This window comes from Microbacterium lacticum (genome assembly GCF_006716815.1).
GTDB classification, from domain to species: domain Bacteria; phylum Actinomycetota; class Actinomycetes; order Actinomycetales; family Microbacteriaceae; genus Microbacterium; species Microbacterium lacticum.
The window spans coordinates 315,651-333,135 of the sequence record NZ_VFPS01000001.1; the positions used below are offsets into that span (position 1 = coordinate 315,651).

Genomic DNA, 17,485 nt, shown 5'->3' on the forward strand with positions numbered 1-17,485 from the left:
GACGGCAGGTCGGCGGGCGGGGGCCAGCCTCTAGGCTGGGAGCATGGCTGAATCCTCCTGGTCGCTCGGTCGTGCCCTGCGCGGCATGTTCACCAAGCCCACGATCGACGAGAACACGTGGGACGACCTCGAGACCGCTCTGCTGACGGCGGACTTCGGCCCTGAGATCACCGAGCGGATCATCGACGAGCTGCACGAGAAGGTCGACCGCTACCGCACCACCGACCCGCGCGACCTGCAGCGGATGCTCAAGGAGACCCTCGAGGAGCACTTCGCGAAGTTCGACACGACCCTGCGGCTCACCGAGCGCCCGGCGGTCGTGCTCGTCGTGGGCGTCAACGGCGTCGGCAAGACGACGACGATCGGCAAGTTCGCGAAGTTCCTGCAGCGCTACGGGCGATCGGTCGTCGTCGGCGCCGCCGACACGTTCCGCGCCGCCGCCGTCGACCAGCTCGCGACGTGGGCCGAGCGCGGCGGAGCGACGATCGTGCGTCCTCAGCAGGAGGGTCAGGACCCGGCATCCGTCGCCTATCAGACGATCGACTACGCGAAGCAGACCGGCACCGAGATCGTGCTCGTCGACACGGCAGGACGCCTGCACACCAAGGGCGGGCTCATGGACGAGCTCACCAAGATCCGCCGGGTCATCGAGAAGCAGGCGCCGATCAGCGAGGTGCTGCTGGTGCTGGATGCCACGACGGGCCAGAACGGTGTCATGCAGGCCGAGGCCTTCCTCGAGCACGCGGGCGTCACGGGACTCGTGCTCACCAAGCTCGACGGGTCGGCCAAGGGCGGCTTCGTCCTCGCCGTGCAGGAGCGCACCGGCATCCCGGTCAAGCTCCTCGGGCAGGGCGAGGACATCGGCGACCTCACCGGTTTCACCCCGCACGTGTTCGTCTCGGCGCTGGTCGATTGACCGGGTCGGCGCGCCGCGGAGCGCTGGCAGTGCGGCGGCGGGGTCGCGCGCGGGCGACGAGGGTGGTTGCATAGGCTCATGGCGATCGAGCACGACTATTTCGGACTGCTGGAGTCCGGGCCCGACGGATCGATCTTCTGGTCCGAGACGGTCGACTTAGCGGATCAGCGGGTGACCGTCGACCTCACCGCGCCCGATCAGGACGACGTGTCGCAGGCGGCGCTCGACGTCGCGGCGGCGATGATCTCGTCGCTCGAGCAGATCGATCTGACCGCGCGGAACGCCATGGTCGCGGAACTCGACGACCGCACGAGCGAGGTGACCGAATACCTGCTGCAGCAGCAGGAGGCGTTCGGCGACGACCTCGAGGACGTGCTCGTCGACATCTCGGGCGACGCGCACATCGACATCATCCGGTCGCTGCAGCTGGTGAGCATGACGATCCTCGCCGACGAGCACGGCGGCGCCGATCCCTTCGCCGTGCTCGAGTACGCGCTCGACACGGATGCCACCGACGAGGTGCTCCTGGTGAACCTCACCAGCGACGGCGCCGTGCAGTCCGTCACGAGCGCCGACTGACCTCACCGCCGAGCCGCTATCCCGCGGCCGAGCCGCCACGGCGCGGACGGTCCGGGGCGTAGCGGCTCGACCGCGGCGTAGCGGCTCGCGGGGTCAGACGGCCTGGGCGAACTCGGTGTCGCGGGCCAGGTGGGCGAGGTGCGTGGGGAGGGGACGGCCCTTGGACGTCATCGACTGGGCCCACAGGCGCCCCGCGCGGTAGGACGAGCGCACGAGCGGGCCGGCGAGCACGCCGAGGAACCCGATGCGCTCGGCCGCCTCCTTGAACTCGACGAACTCGGCGGGCTTGACCCAGCGCGCGACGGGCAGGTGCCGGGGTGAGGGGCGCAGGTACTGCGTGATCGTGACGATGTCGGTTCCCGCGTCGTGCAGGTCCTGCAGCGCCTGGACGACCTCCTCCGGCTCCTCGCCCATGCCGAGGATGAGGTTCGACTTCGTGATGAGGCCCGCGGCGCGCGCCTGGGTGAGCACGTCGAGCGAGCGCTCGTAGCGGAACGCCGGACGGATGCGCTTGAAGATGCGCGGCACCGTCTCGACGTTGTGCGCGAAGACCTCCGGTCGCGCGTCGAACACCTCGCCGAGCAGCGCCGGGTCGCCGTTGAAGTCGGTGGCGAGCAGTTCGACGCCCGTCTCGGGGTTCACAATGTGGATCTGCCGGATCGTCTCCGCGTTCAGCCACGCCCCGCCGTCGGGGAGGTCGTCGCGCGCGACGCACGTGACCGTCGCGTAGCGCAGCTGCATGCGGCGCACGCTGTCGGCGACGCGGCGCGGCTCGTCGGTGTCGTAGGCGGCGGGCTTGCCGGTGTCGATCTGGCAGAAGTCGCACCGCCGCGTGCACTGCGAGCCGCCGATGAGGAACGTCGCCTCGCGGTCCTCCCAGCACTCGTAGATGTTCGGGCAGCCGGCCTCCTGGCAGACGGTGTGCAGCTCCTCGCCCCTCACGAGCGACTGCAGCGCCTGGTACTCCGGCCCCATCTTCGCCTTCGTCTTGATCCACTCCGGCTTGCGCTCGATGGGGGTCTGGGCGTTGCGCACCTCGAGGCGGAGGAGCTTCCGTCCCTCCGGTGCGCTCGCCGGTCCCGCACCGGGGGCGGGGGTTCCGCAGGCGCTCATGCGGCGACCGCCGGCGACGAGGCGGCGAAGGATGCCTGGAACGCGGCCGACACAGCATCCACCACGTCGGCGGGGCGCACATCGCGCCCGAGCACCTCGCTGACGGTCGTGACCCCGGCATCCGCGATGCCGCACGGGATGATCTGCGAGAACGGCAGCAGCGAGTTGTCGCAGTTGAGGGCGAAGCCGTGCATCGTCACGCCGCGCTGCACGCGTACGCCGATCGCGGCGATCTTGTCCTCGGAGAGGAGGCGGCGCACCCAGACGCCGCTCCGACCCTCGACCCGGTAGCCTTCGACGCCGAGCCCGGCGAGCACGTCGATGAGGATGCCTTCGAGCCGCCGCACGTGCGCGACGACGTCGACGGGCTCGTGCAGTCGCACGATCGGGTACCCGACGAGCTGGCCCGGGCCATGCCACGTGATCTTGCCGCCGCGGTCGACGTCGACCACGGGGGTGCCGTCGGTCGGACGCTCGTGCCGGGCGGTGCGGGCGCCGGCGGTGAAGACCGGTTCGTGCTCGAGGAGCAGCAGCGTGTCGGGGCGGGAGCCGTCCACGACGCCGGCATGGACCTCGCGCTGGAGCGCCCAGCCGTCGGGGTAGGGGATGAGCGTGGGGGAGAGTCCCACCGTGCGCACGTCGAGCATGACGCTCCTTCGGATCGGGTTTCTGAACCGCGTCCAACAATACGCCCTGGATACAGTGTGGGGATGACAACGGGCCGTCCCCGCGCGACGTCGCGCGACACCATCGCCGAAGCCGCCTGCGAGCTGTTCCTCGAGCGGGGCTACGCCGACACGACGGTCGCCGAGATCACCCGGCGCGCGGGCGTCAGCCGGTCGAGCTTCTTCAACTACTTCACGTCGAAGTCCGACGTGCTCTGGGCGGGGCTGGACGAGCGCATCACGTCGCTCGGCGAGCGTCTCGCGCACGGCGGCGGAGGGGATGGCGCCGCCGCCCCCGCCGCCCCGGCTGCCGCTGCCGCCGTCCGTGCGGAGCTGACAGCGCTCGGCGACGGGTTCGCTCCCGATGCCCTCGCGCTCGCGATCGTGCACGCCGAACCGATGGGCCTCGTCGACGAACTGGAGCGCGACACGGGCATCCGTCGTTCGCGCATCGCCCACGCCGTCATCGGGCGGTTCCGCGCGGGCGGGGCCGACGAGATCGAGGCCGCCGTCGCGGGCGCCGCCTACGCCGGCGCGGTGCTCGCCGCCATCGAATCGTGGGCGCACGCCGGTGCCGGGCAGACGCCGCTCGGTCCGGTGCTGGCCCGCGCCGTGGACGCGGCCGCCGTCACCGCGCCCGGCCCCGTGCGTCAGCTGCGTCTGGTCGCCCGCGCCGACGATTTCGCCGAGGCGCTCGTCTTCTACCGCGACGTGCTCGGGATGCCCGAGCAGGAGTCGTACGAAGGCGACGGCGGCGCACGGGTCGCGATCCTCGGCGCCGGGCGCGCGACGCTCGAGCTGTCGAACCCCGCGCAGGTCGATCTCATCGATCGCGTCGAGACGGACGGCGACGCCCCGAGCGAGCGTCTGCGCGTCGCGCTGGAGGTCGGCGACACGGCCGCCGTCGTCGAACGGCTCGCCGAGGCGGGCGCCGTGGTCGAGGCCTCCGCCCGGGAGACGCCCTGGCGGTCGGTCAACGCGCGGCTGCGCGCCCCGGCGGACCTGCAGGTGACTCTCTTCCAGGAGCTCGGCGCGGCGGAGCCGGTGGACGGTCGCTGAGGCCGCCGCCCGAACGGTGGCTGACGTCGCCGCCCGGCCGGTCGCTGAGGCGGCGAGCCGCGACGGTAGAATCGAGCCATCATGGCGACTTTCGGCACCCTCAGCGATCGGCTGACAGAGACCTTCCGCAACCTCCGCACGAAGGGCAAGCTCACGCCCGCCGACGTCGACGGCACGGTCCGCGAGATCCGGCGCGCGCTGCTCGATGCCGACGTCGCGCTCGTGGTCGTCAAGGACTTCACCGCGAAGGTGCGCGAGCGCGCCCTCGGCGACGAGGTCAACAAGGCGCTCAACCCCGCTCAGCAGGTGGTGCAGATCGTCAACGAGGAGCTCGTTGCGATCCTCGGCGGCGAGCAGCGCCGCCTGCGGTTCGCCAAGACCGCGCCGACCGTGATCATGCTCGCGGGCCTCCAGGGCTCGGGCAAGACGACGTTCGCCGGCAAGCTCGCCAAGCAACTCGAAAAGGATGGTCACACGCCGCTTCTGGTCGCCGCCGACCTCCAGCGTCCGAACGCCGTCAACCAGCTCCAGGTCGTCGCGCAGCAGGCCGGTGCCGCCATCTACGCGCCCGAGCCGGGTAACGGCGCGGGCGACCCCGTGCGCGTCGCCCGTGACGGCGTCGAGACCGCGCGGCGCCAGCAGCACGACGTCGTGATCATCGACACCGCCGGCCGGCTCGGCGTGGATGCCGAGCTCATGAAGCAGGCGGCGAACATCCGCAAGGCCACCGATCCCGACGAGGTGCTGTTCGTCATCGACGCGATGATCGGTCAGGACGCCGTGAACACGGCCAAGGCCTTCCAGGACGGAGTCGACTTCACCGGCGTCGTGCTCTCCAAGTTGGACGGCGACGCCCGCGGTGGCGCGGCCCTGTCGGTGGCCTCGGTGACCGGTCGCCCCATCATCTTCGCTTCGACGGGTGAGGGGTTGGATGACCTCGAGGCCTTCCACCCCGACCGCATGGCCAGCCGCATCCTCGACCTCGGTGACATCCTCACTCTGATCGAGCAGGCGCAGCAGGCGTTCGATGAAGAGGAAGCACGCAAGGTCGCCGAGAAGCTCGCGACCGAGCAGTTCACCCTCGAGGACTTCCTCGAGCAGCTGCAGCAGATGAAGAAGATGGGCTCGATGAAGAAGATGCTCGGGATGCTCCCGGGCATGGGCCAGATGAAGCAGCAGCTCGAGAACTTCGACGACAAGGAGATCGACCGCACCGAGGCGATCATCCGGTCGATGACGCCCGGCGAGCGCCGGAACCCGAAGATCCTGAACGGCTCGCGTCGCCTCCGCATCGCTCGCGGCTCGGGGATGACCGTGACCGACGTCAACCAGCTCGTGCAGCGGTTCGACCAGGCCGCGAAGATGATGAAGACCGTCGCGCGCGGCGGCGTGCCCTCGATCCCCGGCATGGGGTCGCTCGGCGGCAAGCCGGGCGCGTCGGCCAAGCGCGGCGCCAAGCAGAAGAAGGCGAGCGGCTCGCGGTCGGGAAACCCGGCCAAGCGCGCCGCGGAGAACGCCGGCATCGCGGCGGCCTCGCAGACCGCGCCGACCGGTTCGGGCTTCGGCCTGGGCGGGGGAGCGGGCGCCGGGGCGCAGCCGAGCGAGGCCGACCTCGCGCAGATCCAGAAGCTCTTCGGCAAGGGCTGATCAGCCGGGCACTCCCGCGTCGCTGAGCTTGCCGAGCCCGGTCTGCGCGATCGCCTCCTGACCGCGCGCGGTCGGATGCACGTCGTCGTCCTGCATCCAGTCGGGGTGTCCGGCGAGGGGCTGACCCACGTCGATGAAGGTGCCGCCGACGAGGGTCACGGCGATGCTCAGGTCGTCGGAGGTCGACCCCACCTCGTCGGGGGTGTCGGTCTCGTCGTTCCAGATCGTGCTGAGGCCGATGATCCGCGCGCCCGGGGCCGCATCGCGCATCTCCTCGACGGTCGTGAGGGTCTGCGCACGGACGTCCTCCGGGTCTTCGCCGAAGTCGTTGCTCGACGACTCGACGATGACGATGTCGGGCTGGAGGGCGGCCAGGGCGGGGACGAGACCGGAGTACGGTGTGCCGCAGTCGCCCGAGACGACGAAGCCCATGCCGCCGCAGGCGAGGCTCGTCATCGATACGTGCGCCTTGTTCGAGACGAGTGTCGGCCACGCCTGGCCGAGATCGAGACCGTAGCCCGACATCAGCGAGTCGCCGATCGTCACGACGCGGAGCCGGTGCGCGCCGTGCGAGGAGGCGGCGGGAGTGGGGCTCGGCGCGGAGAAGACCGGCGCAGGGGTGGGGGAGCACGCGGTCACCAAGAGCGCGGTGACGAGGACGGCACCCGCCGAGAGCGAGAACGCGAGGCGCGACGGGAGACGGCGACCTGCGCGCGGACGTGCCATGGTCGGCACCTTACGCGCGGATGTCTAGGTCTGCGCCGTGAATCTCTGCCGCCGCTCTACGCGGACGGGTTCAGACCGCCGGGTCGGACAGGTGCTCGCGCAACGAGGGGCCTTCGCGGAACTCGCGGATGAGGTGGTGCACGACGGCGCGCAGGTCGCCGTCCGAGGCATCCGCCACCGCCAGCTGACGCGCGTAGCTCGCGCCCTGCGCGGCGATGCGCTCGACACCGGCGAATTCGCGGGCGCAGTGCAGCTCCTCGGCGATCGGCCGCAGCCGCTCGACGGTCTCCGCCAGATGATCGAGCACGGGCCGCTGCGTGCCGGCGCGGTCGACGATGACGCGCGCGTCGAGGCCGTATCGGGCGGCACGCCACTTGTTCTCGCGCACGAACCAGGGCTGCAGGTGCTCGAGGGTGCGGCCCTCGTCGAGCTCGCGGGAGAAGTGCTCCACGAGCACCTGTACGAGCGCCGCGACGGCGGCGAGCTCGGGCAGCGTCGACATGCCGTCGCAGGCCCGAACCTCGATCGTGCCCCAGCGCGGGGCGGGACGGATGTCCCAGCGCACCTCGGTGGCGTCGTCCATCACGCCGGTGCGCACCATGTCGTCGAGGTAGCCCTCGTACTGCGCCCAGTCCTCGAGCGGCCACGGCAGACCCGCTGTGGGCAGCTGCTGGAACACCAGCGCCCGGTTCGAGGCGTATCCCGTGCGATCGCCCGCCCAGAACGGGCTCGACGCCGACAGCGCCTGCAGGTGCGGCAGATAGGTCGCCAGGGCGCCGATGATCGGGAGCACCTTGTTGACGTCCTCCACGCCCACGTGCACGTGGATGCCCCAGATCATCATGTTGCGGCCCCACCACTGCGTGCGCTCGATGAGCGTGTGGTATCGGGTCTTGTCGGTGACCTGCTGGTCGTACCACTGCGCGAACGGATGACTGCCCGCGCACAGCAGCTCGATGCCCCGCGGCGAGGTCAGCGAGCGCACCTGCGCGATCGCGTCGCCGATGTCGTCGACGGCGGCGGCGACGGTGTCGCCGATGCCGCTCGTGACCTCGATCGTGTTGGTGAGCAGCTCGCCGGTGACCGTGTAGCGCTCGAGCTCGGTGCGCTCCTCGAGTTCGGAGAGGAACTCGGGCGCTCGGCCGACGAGGTCGCCCGTCTGCGGGTCGGCCAGCATGAGCTCCCACTCGAGCCCCACGGAGGAGCGCGCGGATGTCGCGAAGGGCACCGTCATGGCGTCAGTCTGACACGGCGCGCGCCGTGCGGAGCGCTCGGTTCGCGGCATCCGTCATGTTCTGGCAAAATAGACCGTTGGACCACCCGCTCGACCCTCTATCCAGCGGGGTGGGTCCACCGCAGAGCTCCCGCCGGGTGTGCACCCCACGCTCCAGGCGACGTTCATCACTTTCCACACCAATCAGGAGAATTGTGGCTGTCAAGATCCGTCTCAAGCGCCTCGGCAAGATCCGTGCACCCTACTACCGCATCGTCGTCGCCGACTCGCGCACCAAGCGCGACGGTCGCGTCATCGAGGAGATCGGTCAGTACCACCCCACCGAGGAGCCCTCGATCATCAAGGTCGACTCCGAGCGTGCGCAGTACTGGCTCTCCGTCGGCGCGCAGCCGACCGAGCAGGTCGCCGCGCTGCTGAAGCTCACGGGCGACTGGGGCACCTTCAAGGGCGACAAGAACGCCGTCTCGACGGTGAAGGTCGCCGGCGAGAAGGAAGAGTTCCAGGCCGACTCGGCCAAAAAGTCGGTCATCAAGCCCAAGGCCGAGAAGAAGGTCGAGGCGCCCGCCGCCGACGCCGACGAGGCCCCCGCGGCCGACGACGCCGCGGCCGACGCCGAGTAATCACGGTGCTGTCCGCCGCGCTCGAGCACATCGTCAAGGGGATCGTCGATCACCCGGACGACGTCGTCATCCGTTCCTCCACGTCACCTCGCGGTGACGTCCTCGAGGTGCGCGTGCACCCCGATGACCGAGGTCGGGTGATCGGGCGCGGCGGACGCACCGCGAAGGCGCTGCGCACGCTCGTCTCCGCCCTCGCCGACGGCACGCGTGCGCGCGTCGACGTCGCGGACGACTGAGATGGCAGCCGCCGAAGCCGCGCGCACGCAGTTGCGCGTCGGGCGTCTCGTCAAGGCCCACGGCCTGAAGGGCGCCCTGAAGCTCGAGCTGTACACCGACGACCCCGACGGGCGCTTCATGCCCGGGACCGTCTTCACCCTGCAGGTGCCGGTGGCCTCGCCCTGGCACGGCAAGACGGTGACCGTTCGCGAGTTCCGGTGGATGAACTCGCACCCCGTCGTCTTCTTCGACGACGTCGACGACCGCGACGGCGCCGAGTCGCTCGTGCGCGCGATCCTGTGGATCGATCAGGACGAGAGCGCCCCCGCCGAGGATGACGCCTGGTTCGACCACCAGCTCGTCGGCCTCGACGTGGTGCGCGACGGCGAGGTCGCCGGGCGCGTCATCCGCGTCGACCACCTGCCCGCCCAGGACCTCCTGGCCGTCCGCCCCACGGGCTCCGACGGCGAAGTGCTGGTGCCCTTCGTCGCCGCGATCGTGCCCGAGGTCGACGTCGCCGGCGGGCGCGTCGTCGTGACGCCGCCGCCCGGCCTGTTCGAACCGCTGCCGGACGACGAGCCGGAGCTCGCCGATGAGGCGGATGCCGCGGACGCGGCGGCGGAGGATGCCGCGGACGCGGTGGTGGATGCCGGATCCGAGGAATCGTCCGGATCCGGGGCATCCGAGGCGCCCGGCCGCTCCGAGGGCTGACATGCGCATCGACGTCGTCACGATCTTCCCGGCGTTCTTCGACGTGCTCGAGGTGTCGCTCGTGGGCAAGGCGCGCGGGGCGGGCATCCTCGACATTCGCGTGCACGACCTGCGCGATGCGACTCACGACCGTCACCGCACCGTCGACGACACGCCGTACGGCGGAGGCGCCGGCATGGTGATGAAGCCGGAGCCATGGGGCGAGGTCATCGACGAGATCGCCGGCGCGCCGTCGGCGGACCCGGATGCCGCGGACCCGACCACCGGGCCGCTGTTCGTGTTCCCGTCGCCGGCGGGGGAGCGGTTCACGCAGGCGACCGCGCGAGAGCTTGCCGCCGAGCCGCACCTCGTGTTCGGCTGCGGCCGCTACGAGGGCATCGACGAGCGCGTGTTCTCGTATGCCGCGACCCGCGGCCGGGTGCGCCTGATCAGCCTCGGCGATTACGTGCTCAACGGCGGCGAGGTCGCCGCGATGGCCATGATCGAGGCGATCGGCCGCCTCGTGCCGGGGGTCATCGGCAACCCCGAGAGCCTCGTCGAGGAATCCCACGAGGACGGGCTGCTCGAATATCCGTCGTACACGAAGCCCGCGTCGTGGCGCGGCTACGACGTGCCCGAGGTGCTGCTGAGCGGCCACCACGGCCGGGTGGCGCAGTGGCGCCACGAGCAGCAGCTCGAGCGCACCCGCGAGCGCCGCCCCGACCTCCTCGCCTGACGCCCACGTCACGGACGCAGGAGAAATCACGCACGCAGGACGTGCGGGGCCCGAACCGTCCTGCGTCGGTGATTTCTCCTGCCTCGGTGATGCGAAACGGGCGGGTGGCCGCTCCGCGCGACTCAGTCGACGCCGAGGAACGACCGGTCGGTGAGCACGATCGGCCCGTCGGCGGTGATCGCCACGGTGTGCTCGGCGTGCGCGCCGCGCGAGCCGTCGGTGCTGCGGAGGGTCCAGCCGTCGGGGTCGGTCACGAGCTCGTCGGTCGTCTGCAAGAACCACGGCTCGAGTGCGACGACGAGTCCCGCCCGCAGCGGATACCCGCGGTTCGGCTTGCCGTCGTTGGGCACGTGCGGATCGCCGTGCATCACCCGTCCGACCCCGTGGCCGCCGAAGTCGGTGTTGATCGAGTAGCCGTCGGCGTGGGCGACCTCGGCGATCGCGTGCGAGATGTCGCCGATCCGCCCGCCCGCGACGGCCGCGCCGATCGCGGCATCCAGGGCCCGCTCGGTCGTGTCGATGAGCGCGAGGTCCTCGTCGCGCGGCGTGCCGACGACGAACGACACCGCCGAGTCGGCGACCCAGCCGTCGACCGAGGCGGCGAAGTCGAGCGAGACGAGGTCGCCGTCGCGGAGCGCGTAGTCATGGGGGAGGCCGTGCAGCACGGCGTCGTTGATCGAGGTGCAGATGACCTTGCCGAACGGGCTCGCGCCGAACGAGGGGTGGTAGTCGATGTAGCACGACTCGGCGCCCGCGGCGCGGATCATCTCGTGCGCGCGCTTGTCGATGGCGAGCAGGTTGGTCCCCACGCGGGTGTCGGCGCGCAGCGTCGTCAGCACCTCCGCCACGAAGCGGCCCGCGGGACGCATCGCATCGATCTCGGCAGGGGTACGCAGCTCGATCATCGTGATCCTTTCCTCAGCTTCCATTCTGGTGGATCGGCGTACCATCGGGGACATGGCACTGCGCAGTGGGTTCTTCCGGTGGCTGATACCGGCGGCATTCGTGCTGCCCCTATGGCTGTTCATCGGCTGGATCGTCTTCGGCGCCAACCCGCTGTCGCTCCTCTGGGTTCTGCTCTCCGCGCCGATCGTGCTGATCGGGCAGCTGATCCTGACGCTCCTCGTCCGCGCGCGGCCGACCGCGCGCACCGAGCAGGCGGTCTCGTGGACCGACCTCGCCCTGATCGGCGGCTGGAACGTGCTGATCGTCGCCCTCGGCGTCTTCTCGAACCCGTGGTGGTGGGCGCTGTTCGTCGTCACCGTGATCGTCGGCGTCGCCGCGCTCGTGGCGGCCTTCCGCCGGCTCTGGCGCGAGGCGCGCCCCGCCGGAACGCTCCTGCGCACGCCCGCGGGGGTCGGCTATGTGCCGCCGCCGGTGGCCCGGCCCGATACGGCGACGGATGCCGAGGTCATCGTCGTCCGCGAGAACGGCGCGGCCTCGGCCCTGTGACCCTGCCGCGGTTTTGGCGTGCCGTGGCATCCATGGCAGAATGGCTGTTTGTGCCCTGACCAGGCTCTGCCACAGGGGAGCACGGCGACGGGATCCGGCGCCTCGGGCACACACCACCTTTTCCCTTATCTCTCGCGGTCGACCTGTGGCGGTCGCAGGAAGTGACGATCATGCAGATCCTCGACTCCGTCGACGCGGCCTCGCTCCGCTCCGACGTCCCCGCGTTCGGCCCCGGTGACACCGTCAAGGTGCACGTGAACATCACCGAAGGCAGCCGTTCGCGCGTGCAGGTGTTCCAGGGTGTCGTCATCGGTCGCTCCGGCGACGGTGTGCGCGAGACCTTCACCGTCCGCAAGATCAGCTTCCAGGTGGGCGTCGAGCGCACCTTCCCGGTGCACTCGCCGGTGATCGACCACATCGAGGTCGTCACCCGCGGTGACGTGCGTCGCGCGAAGCTCTACTACCTGCGCGAGCTGCGCGGTAAGAAGGCCAAGATCAAGGAGAAGCGCGACAACTGACGCGCGCGGGCACAGCCCGACTCCCGACAGCCCCGGTCCGGCATCCCGCCGACCGGGGCTTTCGCATTCCCGGAGCGGAATCCGCCGAGCGCCGGAGCCGTGGCGCGGTGCGTTCCGGGCCCCGGGATGTGCGACCCTTGAGGGTGCGCGGACCGAGGAGCGGTGCGCCTGCGAGAAGGACGCGAATGACCTCGGAGAACGCCACGGCCGCCGGCCCGGACGAGCTCATCCCGCGGCGGCGCCGTCGGCGTGGGCGCGGCGTCTGGGCGCTCCTGCGCGACATCCTCGTCATCGTCGTGGTGGCTGTGCTGGTCTCGTTCGTCATCAAGACCTTTCTGGTGCGCTCGTTCTACATCCCCTCGGGGTCGATGGAGCAGACCCTGATGATCAAGGACCGCATCCTCGTCGACGAGCTGACGCCGCGGTTCTCCGGCTACGACCGCGGCGACGTCGTGGTCTTCCGCGATCCGGGCGGCTGGCTGCCGGTCACGACGACGCCCGACCGCGGCCCCCTCGTGGAGTCGTTCGACTGGCTCATGTCGCTCGTGGGCATCTCGGCGCCCGACAGCGAGGACCATCTCATCAAGCGGATCATCGGCGTCGCGGGCGATCACGTCGTGTGCTGCAACCAGCTCGGCCAGGTCGAGGTCAACGGCACCCCCATCGACGAGACGCCCTACCTCGACCTCGCCGAGGGGCAGAACGCCCCGCAGGTGGTGCCCTACGACGTGACGGTGCCCGAGGGGTCGCTGTGGGTGCTCGGCGACAACCGCGACCACTCGCGCGACTCGCGCTACAACATGGACCAGCCCTCGCACGGCTTCGTGCCGCTCGCGAACGTCGTCGGCCGGGCGTTCCTCATCACCTGGCCGCTGTCGCGGTTCGGCCCGATCGACACCCACCACGCCGTGTTCGAGGGTGTGCCCGAGGCGGACGGATGACCGTCGCCGTCCCGAAGCTCACCCTCGAGCGGCGGCTGCTGCGCGAGCACACCCTCGTGATCGCGTGCGACGAGGTCGGCCGGGGCGCGCTGGCAGGTCCCGTGGCGGTCGGCGCGGTGGCGGTGGATGCCCCGCGCGCGCGTCGCCGCGTTCCCGAAGGCCTGCGCGACTCGAAGCTCGTCGCCGCCCATCACCGCCCGGCGGTCGCCGAGCGCGCCGCGGCGTGGGTCCAGGCATCCGCCGTCGGCTGGTCGAGCGCCGCCGAGATCGACGAGGTCGGGATCATCCGCGCGCTCGGGCTCGCCGCGCTCCGCGCGATCGCCGAACTCCGCGCGTTCGGCGTGGTGCCCGAGGACGCGATCGTGCTGCTCGACGGCAACCACGACTACATCACCCCCGCCGGCGGCACGGGGCTGCGCGTACAGCCGGTCATCAAAGCCGACCGCGACTGCGCGTCGGCCGCCGCGGCGTCGGTGCTCGCCAAGGTCGCGCGCGACGACCTGATGGTGGGCCTCCACGACGAGGCGCCGGCATATCAGTGGGCGCGCAACAAGGGATACGCGAGCGCCGAGCACCGCGCCGCGATCCGCTCGCACGGGCTGAGCCCCCACCACCGCGCCTCGTGGGCGATCGCCGACGCGCCGACGCTCTTCTGACGCACGCCTAGACTGGATCCACCATGGATGACGAAGTCTTCGAGGATTACGACCGCGAACTCGAACTGGCCCTGTACAAGGAGTATCGCGACGTCGTGTCGCAGTTCCAGTACGTGATCGAGACCGAGCGACGGTTCTATCTCGCCAACGACGTCAACGTCGTGCGCCGCGACACCGAGCACGACTTCTACTTCGAGATCTCGATGACCGACGTGTGGGTGTGGGACATCTACCGCGCCGACCGGTTCGTCAAGAGCGTGCGGGTGCTGACGTTCAAGGACGTCAACGTCGAGGAGCTGCAGCGGCGCGACTTCCAGCTGCCCGAGGAGCTCTCGCTCGACAACTGAGCGCGGTTCGCCGCCTCCTCCCCAGGTGGCGATCTTCGGGATCTGTCCACGGATCCCGGATCCGGCCCCTTCCCGCGGTGCCGGGGCGGGCACCATGCCTGCATGGCAGACAAAGACGTGCGGGGGCGTGCGGGCGAGGAACGCGCCGCGTCACACCTTCGAGACCTCGGCTACACCGTGCTCGATCGCAACTGGCGCTGCGCCGCGGGGGAGCTCGACATCGTCGCCGCCCGTGGCGCCGATCTCGTCGTGGTCGAGGTGAAGACGCGCCGGAGCGCCGCCTACGGGCATCCGTTCGAGGCGGTCGACCGGCGAAAGCGTGACCGGCTGTGGCGCCTGTCCTGCGCGTGGGCGGCGGCACACCCGGATGCCTCGCGGCACCGCCGCCTGCGCATCGACGTCGTCGGGATCACCGGTGACGATCCCGCCACCGCCGTGCTCGAGCACCTCGAGGGCCTGGCATGACCGTCGGGCGCACGTGGGGCGTCGTGCTGACGGGGCTGCACGGCGACCTCGTGGAGGTCGAGGCCGACCTGTCGAACCAGACCCCCGCGTTCGTGATCATCGGCCTCGCCGACAAGGCCGTGGGCGAGGCGCACCAGCGGGTGCACAACGCGTGCGCGAACAGCGATCTGCCGCTGCCGCGGCGCAAGCTCACCGTCAACCTGTCGCCGGCGAGCCTCCCCAAGCACGGATCGGGTCTCGACCTCGCGATCGCCGTCGCGGCCCTCGCCACCGAGGCGCCGATGGATGCCGCGTCTCTGCTGCAGACGGCGCACATCGGCGAACTGGGGCTCGACGGCCGGTTGCGGCCGGTGCCGGGGGTGCTCCCTGCCGTCGCCGCGGCGGCGCGGGCGGGGGTGCGGCGTGTCGTCGTGCCGCACGCCAACCGCGCCGAGGCGGAGCTCGTGCCGGGGGTCGAGGTGTTCGGTGCGGCCTCGCTGCGCGACGTGATGCGCCGGCACGGTCTCGACGTCGATCCCGTGGAGGTCGAGCCGGTGCCCCTCGCGACGCTCGAGGCGGCGACCGCAGAGGCGACGCCCGACCTCGAGGACGTCATCGGCCAGAGCGACGCGGTCGACGCGCTCATCGTCGCCGCCGCGGGCGGCCATCATCTGCTGATGAGCGGGCCGCCGGGGGCGGGGAAGACGATGCTCGCCCGGCGTCTGCCCGGCATCCTGCCCGATCTCGACGATGCCGCCGCCGTGCAGGCCGCGTCGCTGCGCTCGCTCGCGGGGCTGCCCGTCACCCGTCTCGACCGCATCGCGCCGTTCGAGGCGCCCCATCACTCGGCCAGCGTCGCATCCCTCATCGGCGGCGGCAGCCGCACCGTGCGGCCGGGGGCCATCGCCCGCGCGAGCGGCGGCGTGCTCTTCCTCGACGAAGCCGGCGAGTACGGCGCGCACGCGCTCGACGCGCTCCGCCAACCTCTCGAATCGGGGAGCATCGAGATCCACCGTGCGGGGTTTCGCGCCGTGTTCCCCGCCCGATTCCAGCTGGTGCTCGCGACGAACCCGTGCCCGTGCGGCAACTACGGCGTGCCGCGCGCGGAGTGCCGGTGTCCGTCGCTCGCGATCCGGCGCTATCTCGGCAAGCTGTCCGGGCCGCTCCTCGACCGCATCGACATCGAGCTGTCGCTGCAGCGGGTCGCCGTCGCGCGGCTGCGGAGCGGCGACGGCAGCCGGGTGACGACGGCGGAGGCACGCGAGCGCGTCGTCGCGGCGCGTGCCCGCGCGGCGCGGCGGCTGCACGGCACCCCGTGGCGGACCAACGCCGAGGTCGCCGGATCATGGCTGCGCGACGGGCCGCTCGCCCCCGAACCGGCGGTGCGCCGCCCGCTCGACGATGCCTTGCAGCGCGGGGCGCTGACGCTCCGAGGCTTCGACCGCGTCTTGAGAGTGGCGTGGTCGAATGCCGACCTGGCCGGGCGCGACCGACTCGAGGTCTCCGACATCGGGCGGGCGCTGTACCTGAAACGGGGGGCCCGGGCATGAGCGGAATCGACCTCTCGCCCCGGGCGGCTCGGCGTGAGCTGGGACCGCTCGTCGAGGCATCCGACGACGCGGACATCGTCACCGCCTTCGCCCGCGCGGTGTGGTCGGCGCTCGTCGAGCCGGGAGACCGCGTCGCGGGCGCGCTCGTGGGCGCGCTCGGCGCGGCGCCGGCCCTGGACGGGGTGCTCGCCGCGGCGGCCGGAACGACTCCGGGGAGCGCGCGGGCGAGCGCGACCGCCGCCGCGGCGGAAGCCGGGCTCGACGCGGGAGACCTCGCGCAGGGGTACTCACGGTGGATGCCTCGGCTCGGCGGTGCCCCGGCGGCACTCGCCGTGGCGCGCCGCTCGGGCGCGCTGCTGATCACACCCGAGGACACCGCCTGGCCGGGCCGCGTGGACGACCTCGGGCCGCACGCCCCGCTCTGCCTATGGGTGCGCGGCGCGCCGGAGGCGCTCAGCAGCGCGAGAGCAGCGGTCGCGATCGTCGGGGCGCGGGCGGCGTCGTCCTACGGCGAGCACGTCGCCGCGGAGCTCGCCGCCGAGTGCGCCGCCACCGGCACGGTCGTCTGCTCGGGGGCCGCGTACGGCATCGACGCCGCCGCGCACCGCGCCGCGCTGTCGGTGGGCGGCGCGACGGTCGCCGTGATGGCCGGCGGTGTCGACCGCCCGTACCCGTCCGGCAACCTCGAACTGATCGAGCGGATCGCCGGTGCCGGTGCCGGCGCGGTGATCGCCGAGGTCGCGTGCGGCACCGCGCCGACGAAGCATCGCTTCCTGGCGCGCAACCGGCTGATCGCGGCGCTTAGCGATGCGACCGTCGTGGTCGAGGCCGGGTGGCGGAGCGGGTCGCTCAACACCGCCCACCACGCGCAGCAGATCGGTCGTCCGCTGGGGGTCGTCCCCGGCCCGATCACGAGCGCGACGTCGATGGGATGCCACCGCCTGCTGCGCGAGGGCGACGCGATCTGCGTCACGGGGGCCGACGACGTCCGCGAGCTGATCGGCGACGGGTGCCCCGTGACGGCGGTCGACGACCGGGGCGCGGCGGCGGGCGCGTACACCGGCGAGCGGACGCGGGTGCTCGATGCCCTGAGCACCCGGCGCGCGCGCACGACGGACGACGTCGCTCGGCGCGCCGGGTTCACTGTCGACCAGGCGGCCGCCCTGCTCGGACTGCTCGAACTCGAGGGCCTCGCCGCGCGGAGGGCGACCGGGTGGGTGCAGCGTGCCGCCGACGCGCCGAGCGCTGAACCGAGCGCCGGGGCGCCGAGGTCCGGCCCGAGGTCCGGGCCGTCGCCGCGCACCGGCCACGCGCGGGCGGAGGCGGCGACACTCTGGTGACGGGCGCACCGGGGGTCCTCCCGCGCGGCATGCTGG

21 protein-coding genes are annotated in these 17,485 nt (G+C 71.7%); 16 read left to right on the top strand and 5 right to left on the bottom strand.

Features of this window, described 5'->3' with window-relative positions:
- The first annotated feature begins 43 nt into the window (after positions 1-43).
- A complete protein-coding gene (gene ftsY / locus FHX68_RS01500) occupies positions 44-916 on the top strand; it encodes a signal recognition particle-docking protein FtsY (RefSeq protein WP_141380511.1) in 873 nt (290 codons plus the stop codon).
- A gap of 78 nt (positions 917-994) precedes the next feature.
- A complete protein-coding gene (locus FHX68_RS01505; RefSeq protein WP_141380510.1) occupies positions 995-1,495 on the top strand; it encodes a DUF2004 domain-containing protein in 501 nt (166 codons plus the stop codon).
- 93 nt (positions 1,496-1,588) lie between these two features.
- Here FHX68_RS01505 and lipA read toward each other — a convergent pair whose 3' ends face one another.
- Positions 1,589-2,608: a lipoyl synthase gene (lipA, locus tag FHX68_RS01510; protein WP_141380685.1), complete on the bottom strand. Its 1,020-nt coding sequence runs from the start codon at positions 2,606-2,608 to the stop codon at positions 1,589-1,591.
- Positions 2,605-3,255, bottom strand: a complete 651-nt coding sequence (lipB, locus tag FHX68_RS01515) for a lipoyl(octanoyl) transferase LipB (protein WP_141380686.1) — start codon at positions 3,253-3,255, stop codon at positions 2,605-2,607. The genes lipA and lipB overlap by 4 nt, the downstream gene beginning before the upstream one ends.
- A gap of 63 nt (positions 3,256-3,318) precedes the next feature.
- Here lipB and FHX68_RS01520 point away from each other — a divergent pair, with 63 nt between their 5' ends.
- Both FHX68_RS01520 and ffh read left to right on the top strand, forming a co-directional pair.
- Positions 3,319-4,332 carry a TetR family transcriptional regulator gene (locus FHX68_RS01520; RefSeq protein ID WP_141380687.1) on the top strand — a complete coding sequence of 338 codons (1,014 nt, stop codon included), beginning with the start codon at positions 3,319-3,321 and terminating at the stop codon, positions 4,330-4,332.
- Between the two features lie 81 nt (positions 4,333-4,413).
- Positions 4,414-5,979: a signal recognition particle protein gene (gene ffh, locus FHX68_RS01525; RefSeq protein WP_141380688.1), complete on the top strand. Its 1,566-nt coding sequence runs from the start codon at positions 4,414-4,416 to the stop codon at positions 5,977-5,979.
- Here ffh and FHX68_RS01530 read toward each other — a convergent pair whose 3' ends face one another.
- The gene (locus FHX68_RS01530) at positions 5,980-6,705 is read right to left on the bottom strand and encodes an SGNH/GDSL hydrolase family protein (RefSeq protein ID WP_141380689.1); all 726 of its coding nucleotides are present in this window, start codon (positions 6,703-6,705) and stop codon (positions 5,980-5,982) included. It abuts the gene before it with no gap.
- A 70-nt stretch (positions 6,706-6,775) separates the two neighbouring features.
- Positions 6,776-7,939 carry a glutamate--cysteine ligase gene (locus FHX68_RS01535; protein WP_141380690.1) on the bottom strand — a complete coding sequence of 388 codons (1,164 nt, stop codon included), beginning with the start codon at positions 7,937-7,939 and terminating at the stop codon, positions 6,776-6,778.
- A gap of 194 nt (positions 7,940-8,133) precedes the next feature.
- Here FHX68_RS01535 and rpsP point away from each other — a divergent pair, with 194 nt between their 5' ends.
- The 4 genes from rpsP to trmD are packed head-to-tail and all read left to right on the top strand — an operon-like array spanning position 8,134 to position 10,201.
- Entirely contained in the window at positions 8,134-8,559 is a 426-nt protein-coding gene (gene rpsP, locus FHX68_RS01540) for a 30S ribosomal protein S16 (protein ID WP_141380691.1), read from the top strand.
- 5 nt (positions 8,560-8,564) lie between these two features.
- Entirely contained in the window at positions 8,565-8,795 is a 231-nt protein-coding gene (locus FHX68_RS01545; protein ID WP_141380692.1) for an RNA-binding protein, read from the top strand.
- A gap of 1 nt (position 8,796) precedes the next feature.
- On the top strand, positions 8,797-9,486 hold the full coding sequence (gene rimM / locus FHX68_RS01550; RefSeq protein WP_141380693.1) for a ribosome maturation factor RimM: 690 nt from the start codon (positions 8,797-8,799) through the stop codon (positions 9,484-9,486).
- 1 nt (position 9,487) lies between these two features.
- Positions 9,488-10,201 (top strand): tRNA (guanosine(37)-N1)-methyltransferase TrmD, encoded by a 714-nt coding sequence (gene trmD, locus FHX68_RS01555; protein WP_141380694.1) that lies wholly within the window; start codon positions 9,488-9,490, stop codon positions 10,199-10,201.
- A gap of 122 nt (positions 10,202-10,323) precedes the next feature.
- On the opposite strand, the gene map is transcribed toward trmD, so the two are convergent.
- On the bottom strand, positions 10,324-11,106 hold the full coding sequence (gene map, locus FHX68_RS01560) for a type I methionyl aminopeptidase (protein ID WP_141380695.1): 783 nt from the start codon (positions 11,104-11,106) through the stop codon (positions 10,324-10,326).
- A 52-nt stretch (positions 11,107-11,158) separates the two neighbouring features.
- Here map and FHX68_RS01565 point away from each other — a divergent pair, with 52 nt between their 5' ends.
- The 8 genes from FHX68_RS01565 to dprA all read left to right on the top strand — a co-directional run bounded on the left by FHX68_RS01565 (position 11,159) and on the right by dprA (position 17,449).
- Positions 11,159-11,653, top strand: a complete 495-nt coding sequence (locus FHX68_RS01565) for an MFS transporter permease (protein ID WP_141380696.1) — start codon at positions 11,159-11,161, stop codon at positions 11,651-11,653.
- Between the two features lie 170 nt (positions 11,654-11,823).
- Positions 11,824-12,171, top strand: coding sequence for a 50S ribosomal protein L19 (gene rplS / locus FHX68_RS01570; protein ID WP_141380697.1), 348 nt, complete (start codon positions 11,824-11,826; stop codon positions 12,169-12,171).
- A gap of 185 nt (positions 12,172-12,356) precedes the next feature.
- Positions 12,357-13,112, top strand: a complete 756-nt coding sequence (lepB, locus tag FHX68_RS01575; protein WP_141380698.1) for a signal peptidase I — start codon at positions 12,357-12,359, stop codon at positions 13,110-13,112.
- Positions 13,109-13,768, top strand: coding sequence for a ribonuclease HII (locus tag FHX68_RS01580; protein ID WP_141380699.1), 660 nt, complete (start codon positions 13,109-13,111; stop codon positions 13,766-13,768). The genes lepB and FHX68_RS01580 overlap by 4 nt, the downstream gene beginning before the upstream one ends.
- A gap of 23 nt (positions 13,769-13,791) precedes the next feature.
- Positions 13,792-14,115 (top strand): DUF2469 family protein, encoded by a 324-nt coding sequence (locus tag FHX68_RS01585; RefSeq protein ID WP_141380700.1) that lies wholly within the window; start codon positions 13,792-13,794, stop codon positions 14,113-14,115.
- Positions 14,116-14,217: 102 nt separating this feature from the next.
- On the top strand, positions 14,218-14,580 hold the full coding sequence (locus FHX68_RS01590) for a YraN family protein (RefSeq protein ID WP_141380701.1): 363 nt from the start codon (positions 14,218-14,220) through the stop codon (positions 14,578-14,580).
- Complete coding sequence (locus FHX68_RS01595) at positions 14,577-16,109, top strand: YifB family Mg chelatase-like AAA ATPase (RefSeq protein ID WP_141380702.1); 1,533 nt, start codon at positions 14,577-14,579, stop codon at positions 16,107-16,109. The genes FHX68_RS01590 and FHX68_RS01595 overlap by 4 nt, the downstream gene beginning before the upstream one ends.
- Positions 16,106-17,449, top strand: a complete 1,344-nt coding sequence (gene dprA / locus FHX68_RS01600) for a DNA-processing protein DprA (protein ID WP_141380703.1) — start codon at positions 16,106-16,108, stop codon at positions 17,447-17,449. The genes FHX68_RS01595 and dprA overlap by 4 nt, the downstream gene beginning before the upstream one ends.
- The last annotated feature ends 36 nt before the right edge of the window (positions 17,450-17,485 follow it).

What these genes read in the sequence shown, in the direction of transcription:
- map (WP_141380695.1), bottom strand. Translation starts at nt 11,106, where the DNA reads ATGATCGAGCTGCGTACCCCTGCCGAGATCGATGCGATGCGTCCCGCG.
- lepB (WP_141380698.1), top strand. Translation starts at nt 12,357, where the DNA reads ATGACCTCGGAGAACGCCACGGCCGCCGGCCCGGACGAGCTCATCCCG.
- FHX68_RS01595 (WP_141380702.1), top strand. Translation starts at nt 14,577, where the DNA reads ATGACCGTCGGGCGCACGTGGGGCGTCGTGCTGACGGGGCTGCACGGC.
- lipA (WP_141380685.1), bottom strand. Translation starts at nt 2,608, where the DNA reads ATGAGCGCCTGCGGAACCCCCGCCCCCGGTGCGGGACCGGCGAGCGCA.
- ffh (WP_141380688.1), top strand. Translation starts at nt 4,414, where the DNA reads ATGGCGACTTTCGGCACCCTCAGCGATCGGCTGACAGAGACCTTCCGC.
- FHX68_RS01565 (WP_141380696.1), top strand. Translation starts at nt 11,159, where the DNA reads ATGGCACTGCGCAGTGGGTTCTTCCGGTGGCTGATACCGGCGGCATTC.
- FHX68_RS01580 (WP_141380699.1), top strand. Translation starts at nt 13,109, where the DNA reads ATGACCGTCGCCGTCCCGAAGCTCACCCTCGAGCGGCGGCTGCTGCGC.
- ftsY (WP_141380511.1), top strand. Translation starts at nt 44, where the DNA reads ATGGCTGAATCCTCCTGGTCGCTCGGTCGTGCCCTGCGCGGCATGTTC.
- FHX68_RS01535 (WP_141380690.1), bottom strand. Translation starts at nt 7,939, where the DNA reads ATGACGGTGCCCTTCGCGACATCCGCGCGCTCCTCCGTGGGGCTCGAG.
- lipB (WP_141380686.1), bottom strand. Translation starts at nt 3,255, where the DNA reads ATGCTCGACGTGCGCACGGTGGGACTCTCCCCCACGCTCATCCCCTAC.
- FHX68_RS01520 (WP_141380687.1), top strand. Translation starts at nt 3,319, where the DNA reads ATGACAACGGGCCGTCCCCGCGCGACGTCGCGCGACACCATCGCCGAA.
- FHX68_RS01530 (WP_141380689.1), bottom strand. Translation starts at nt 6,705, where the DNA reads ATGGCACGTCCGCGCGCAGGTCGCCGTCTCCCGTCGCGCCTCGCGTTC.
- FHX68_RS01505 (WP_141380510.1), top strand. Translation starts at nt 995, where the DNA reads ATGGCGATCGAGCACGACTATTTCGGACTGCTGGAGTCCGGGCCCGAC.
- rplS (WP_141380697.1), top strand. Translation starts at nt 11,824, where the DNA reads ATGCAGATCCTCGACTCCGTCGACGCGGCCTCGCTCCGCTCCGACGTC.
- trmD (WP_141380694.1), top strand. Translation starts at nt 9,488, where the DNA reads ATGCGCATCGACGTCGTCACGATCTTCCCGGCGTTCTTCGACGTGCTC.
- FHX68_RS01585 (WP_141380700.1), top strand. Translation starts at nt 13,792, where the DNA reads ATGGATGACGAAGTCTTCGAGGATTACGACCGCGAACTCGAACTGGCC.
- FHX68_RS01590 (WP_141380701.1), top strand. Translation starts at nt 14,218, where the DNA reads ATGGCAGACAAAGACGTGCGGGGGCGTGCGGGCGAGGAACGCGCCGCG.
- dprA (WP_141380703.1), top strand. Translation starts at nt 16,106, where the DNA reads ATGAGCGGAATCGACCTCTCGCCCCGGGCGGCTCGGCGTGAGCTGGGA.
- rimM (WP_141380693.1), top strand. Translation starts at nt 8,797, where the DNA reads ATGGCAGCCGCCGAAGCCGCGCGCACGCAGTTGCGCGTCGGGCGTCTC.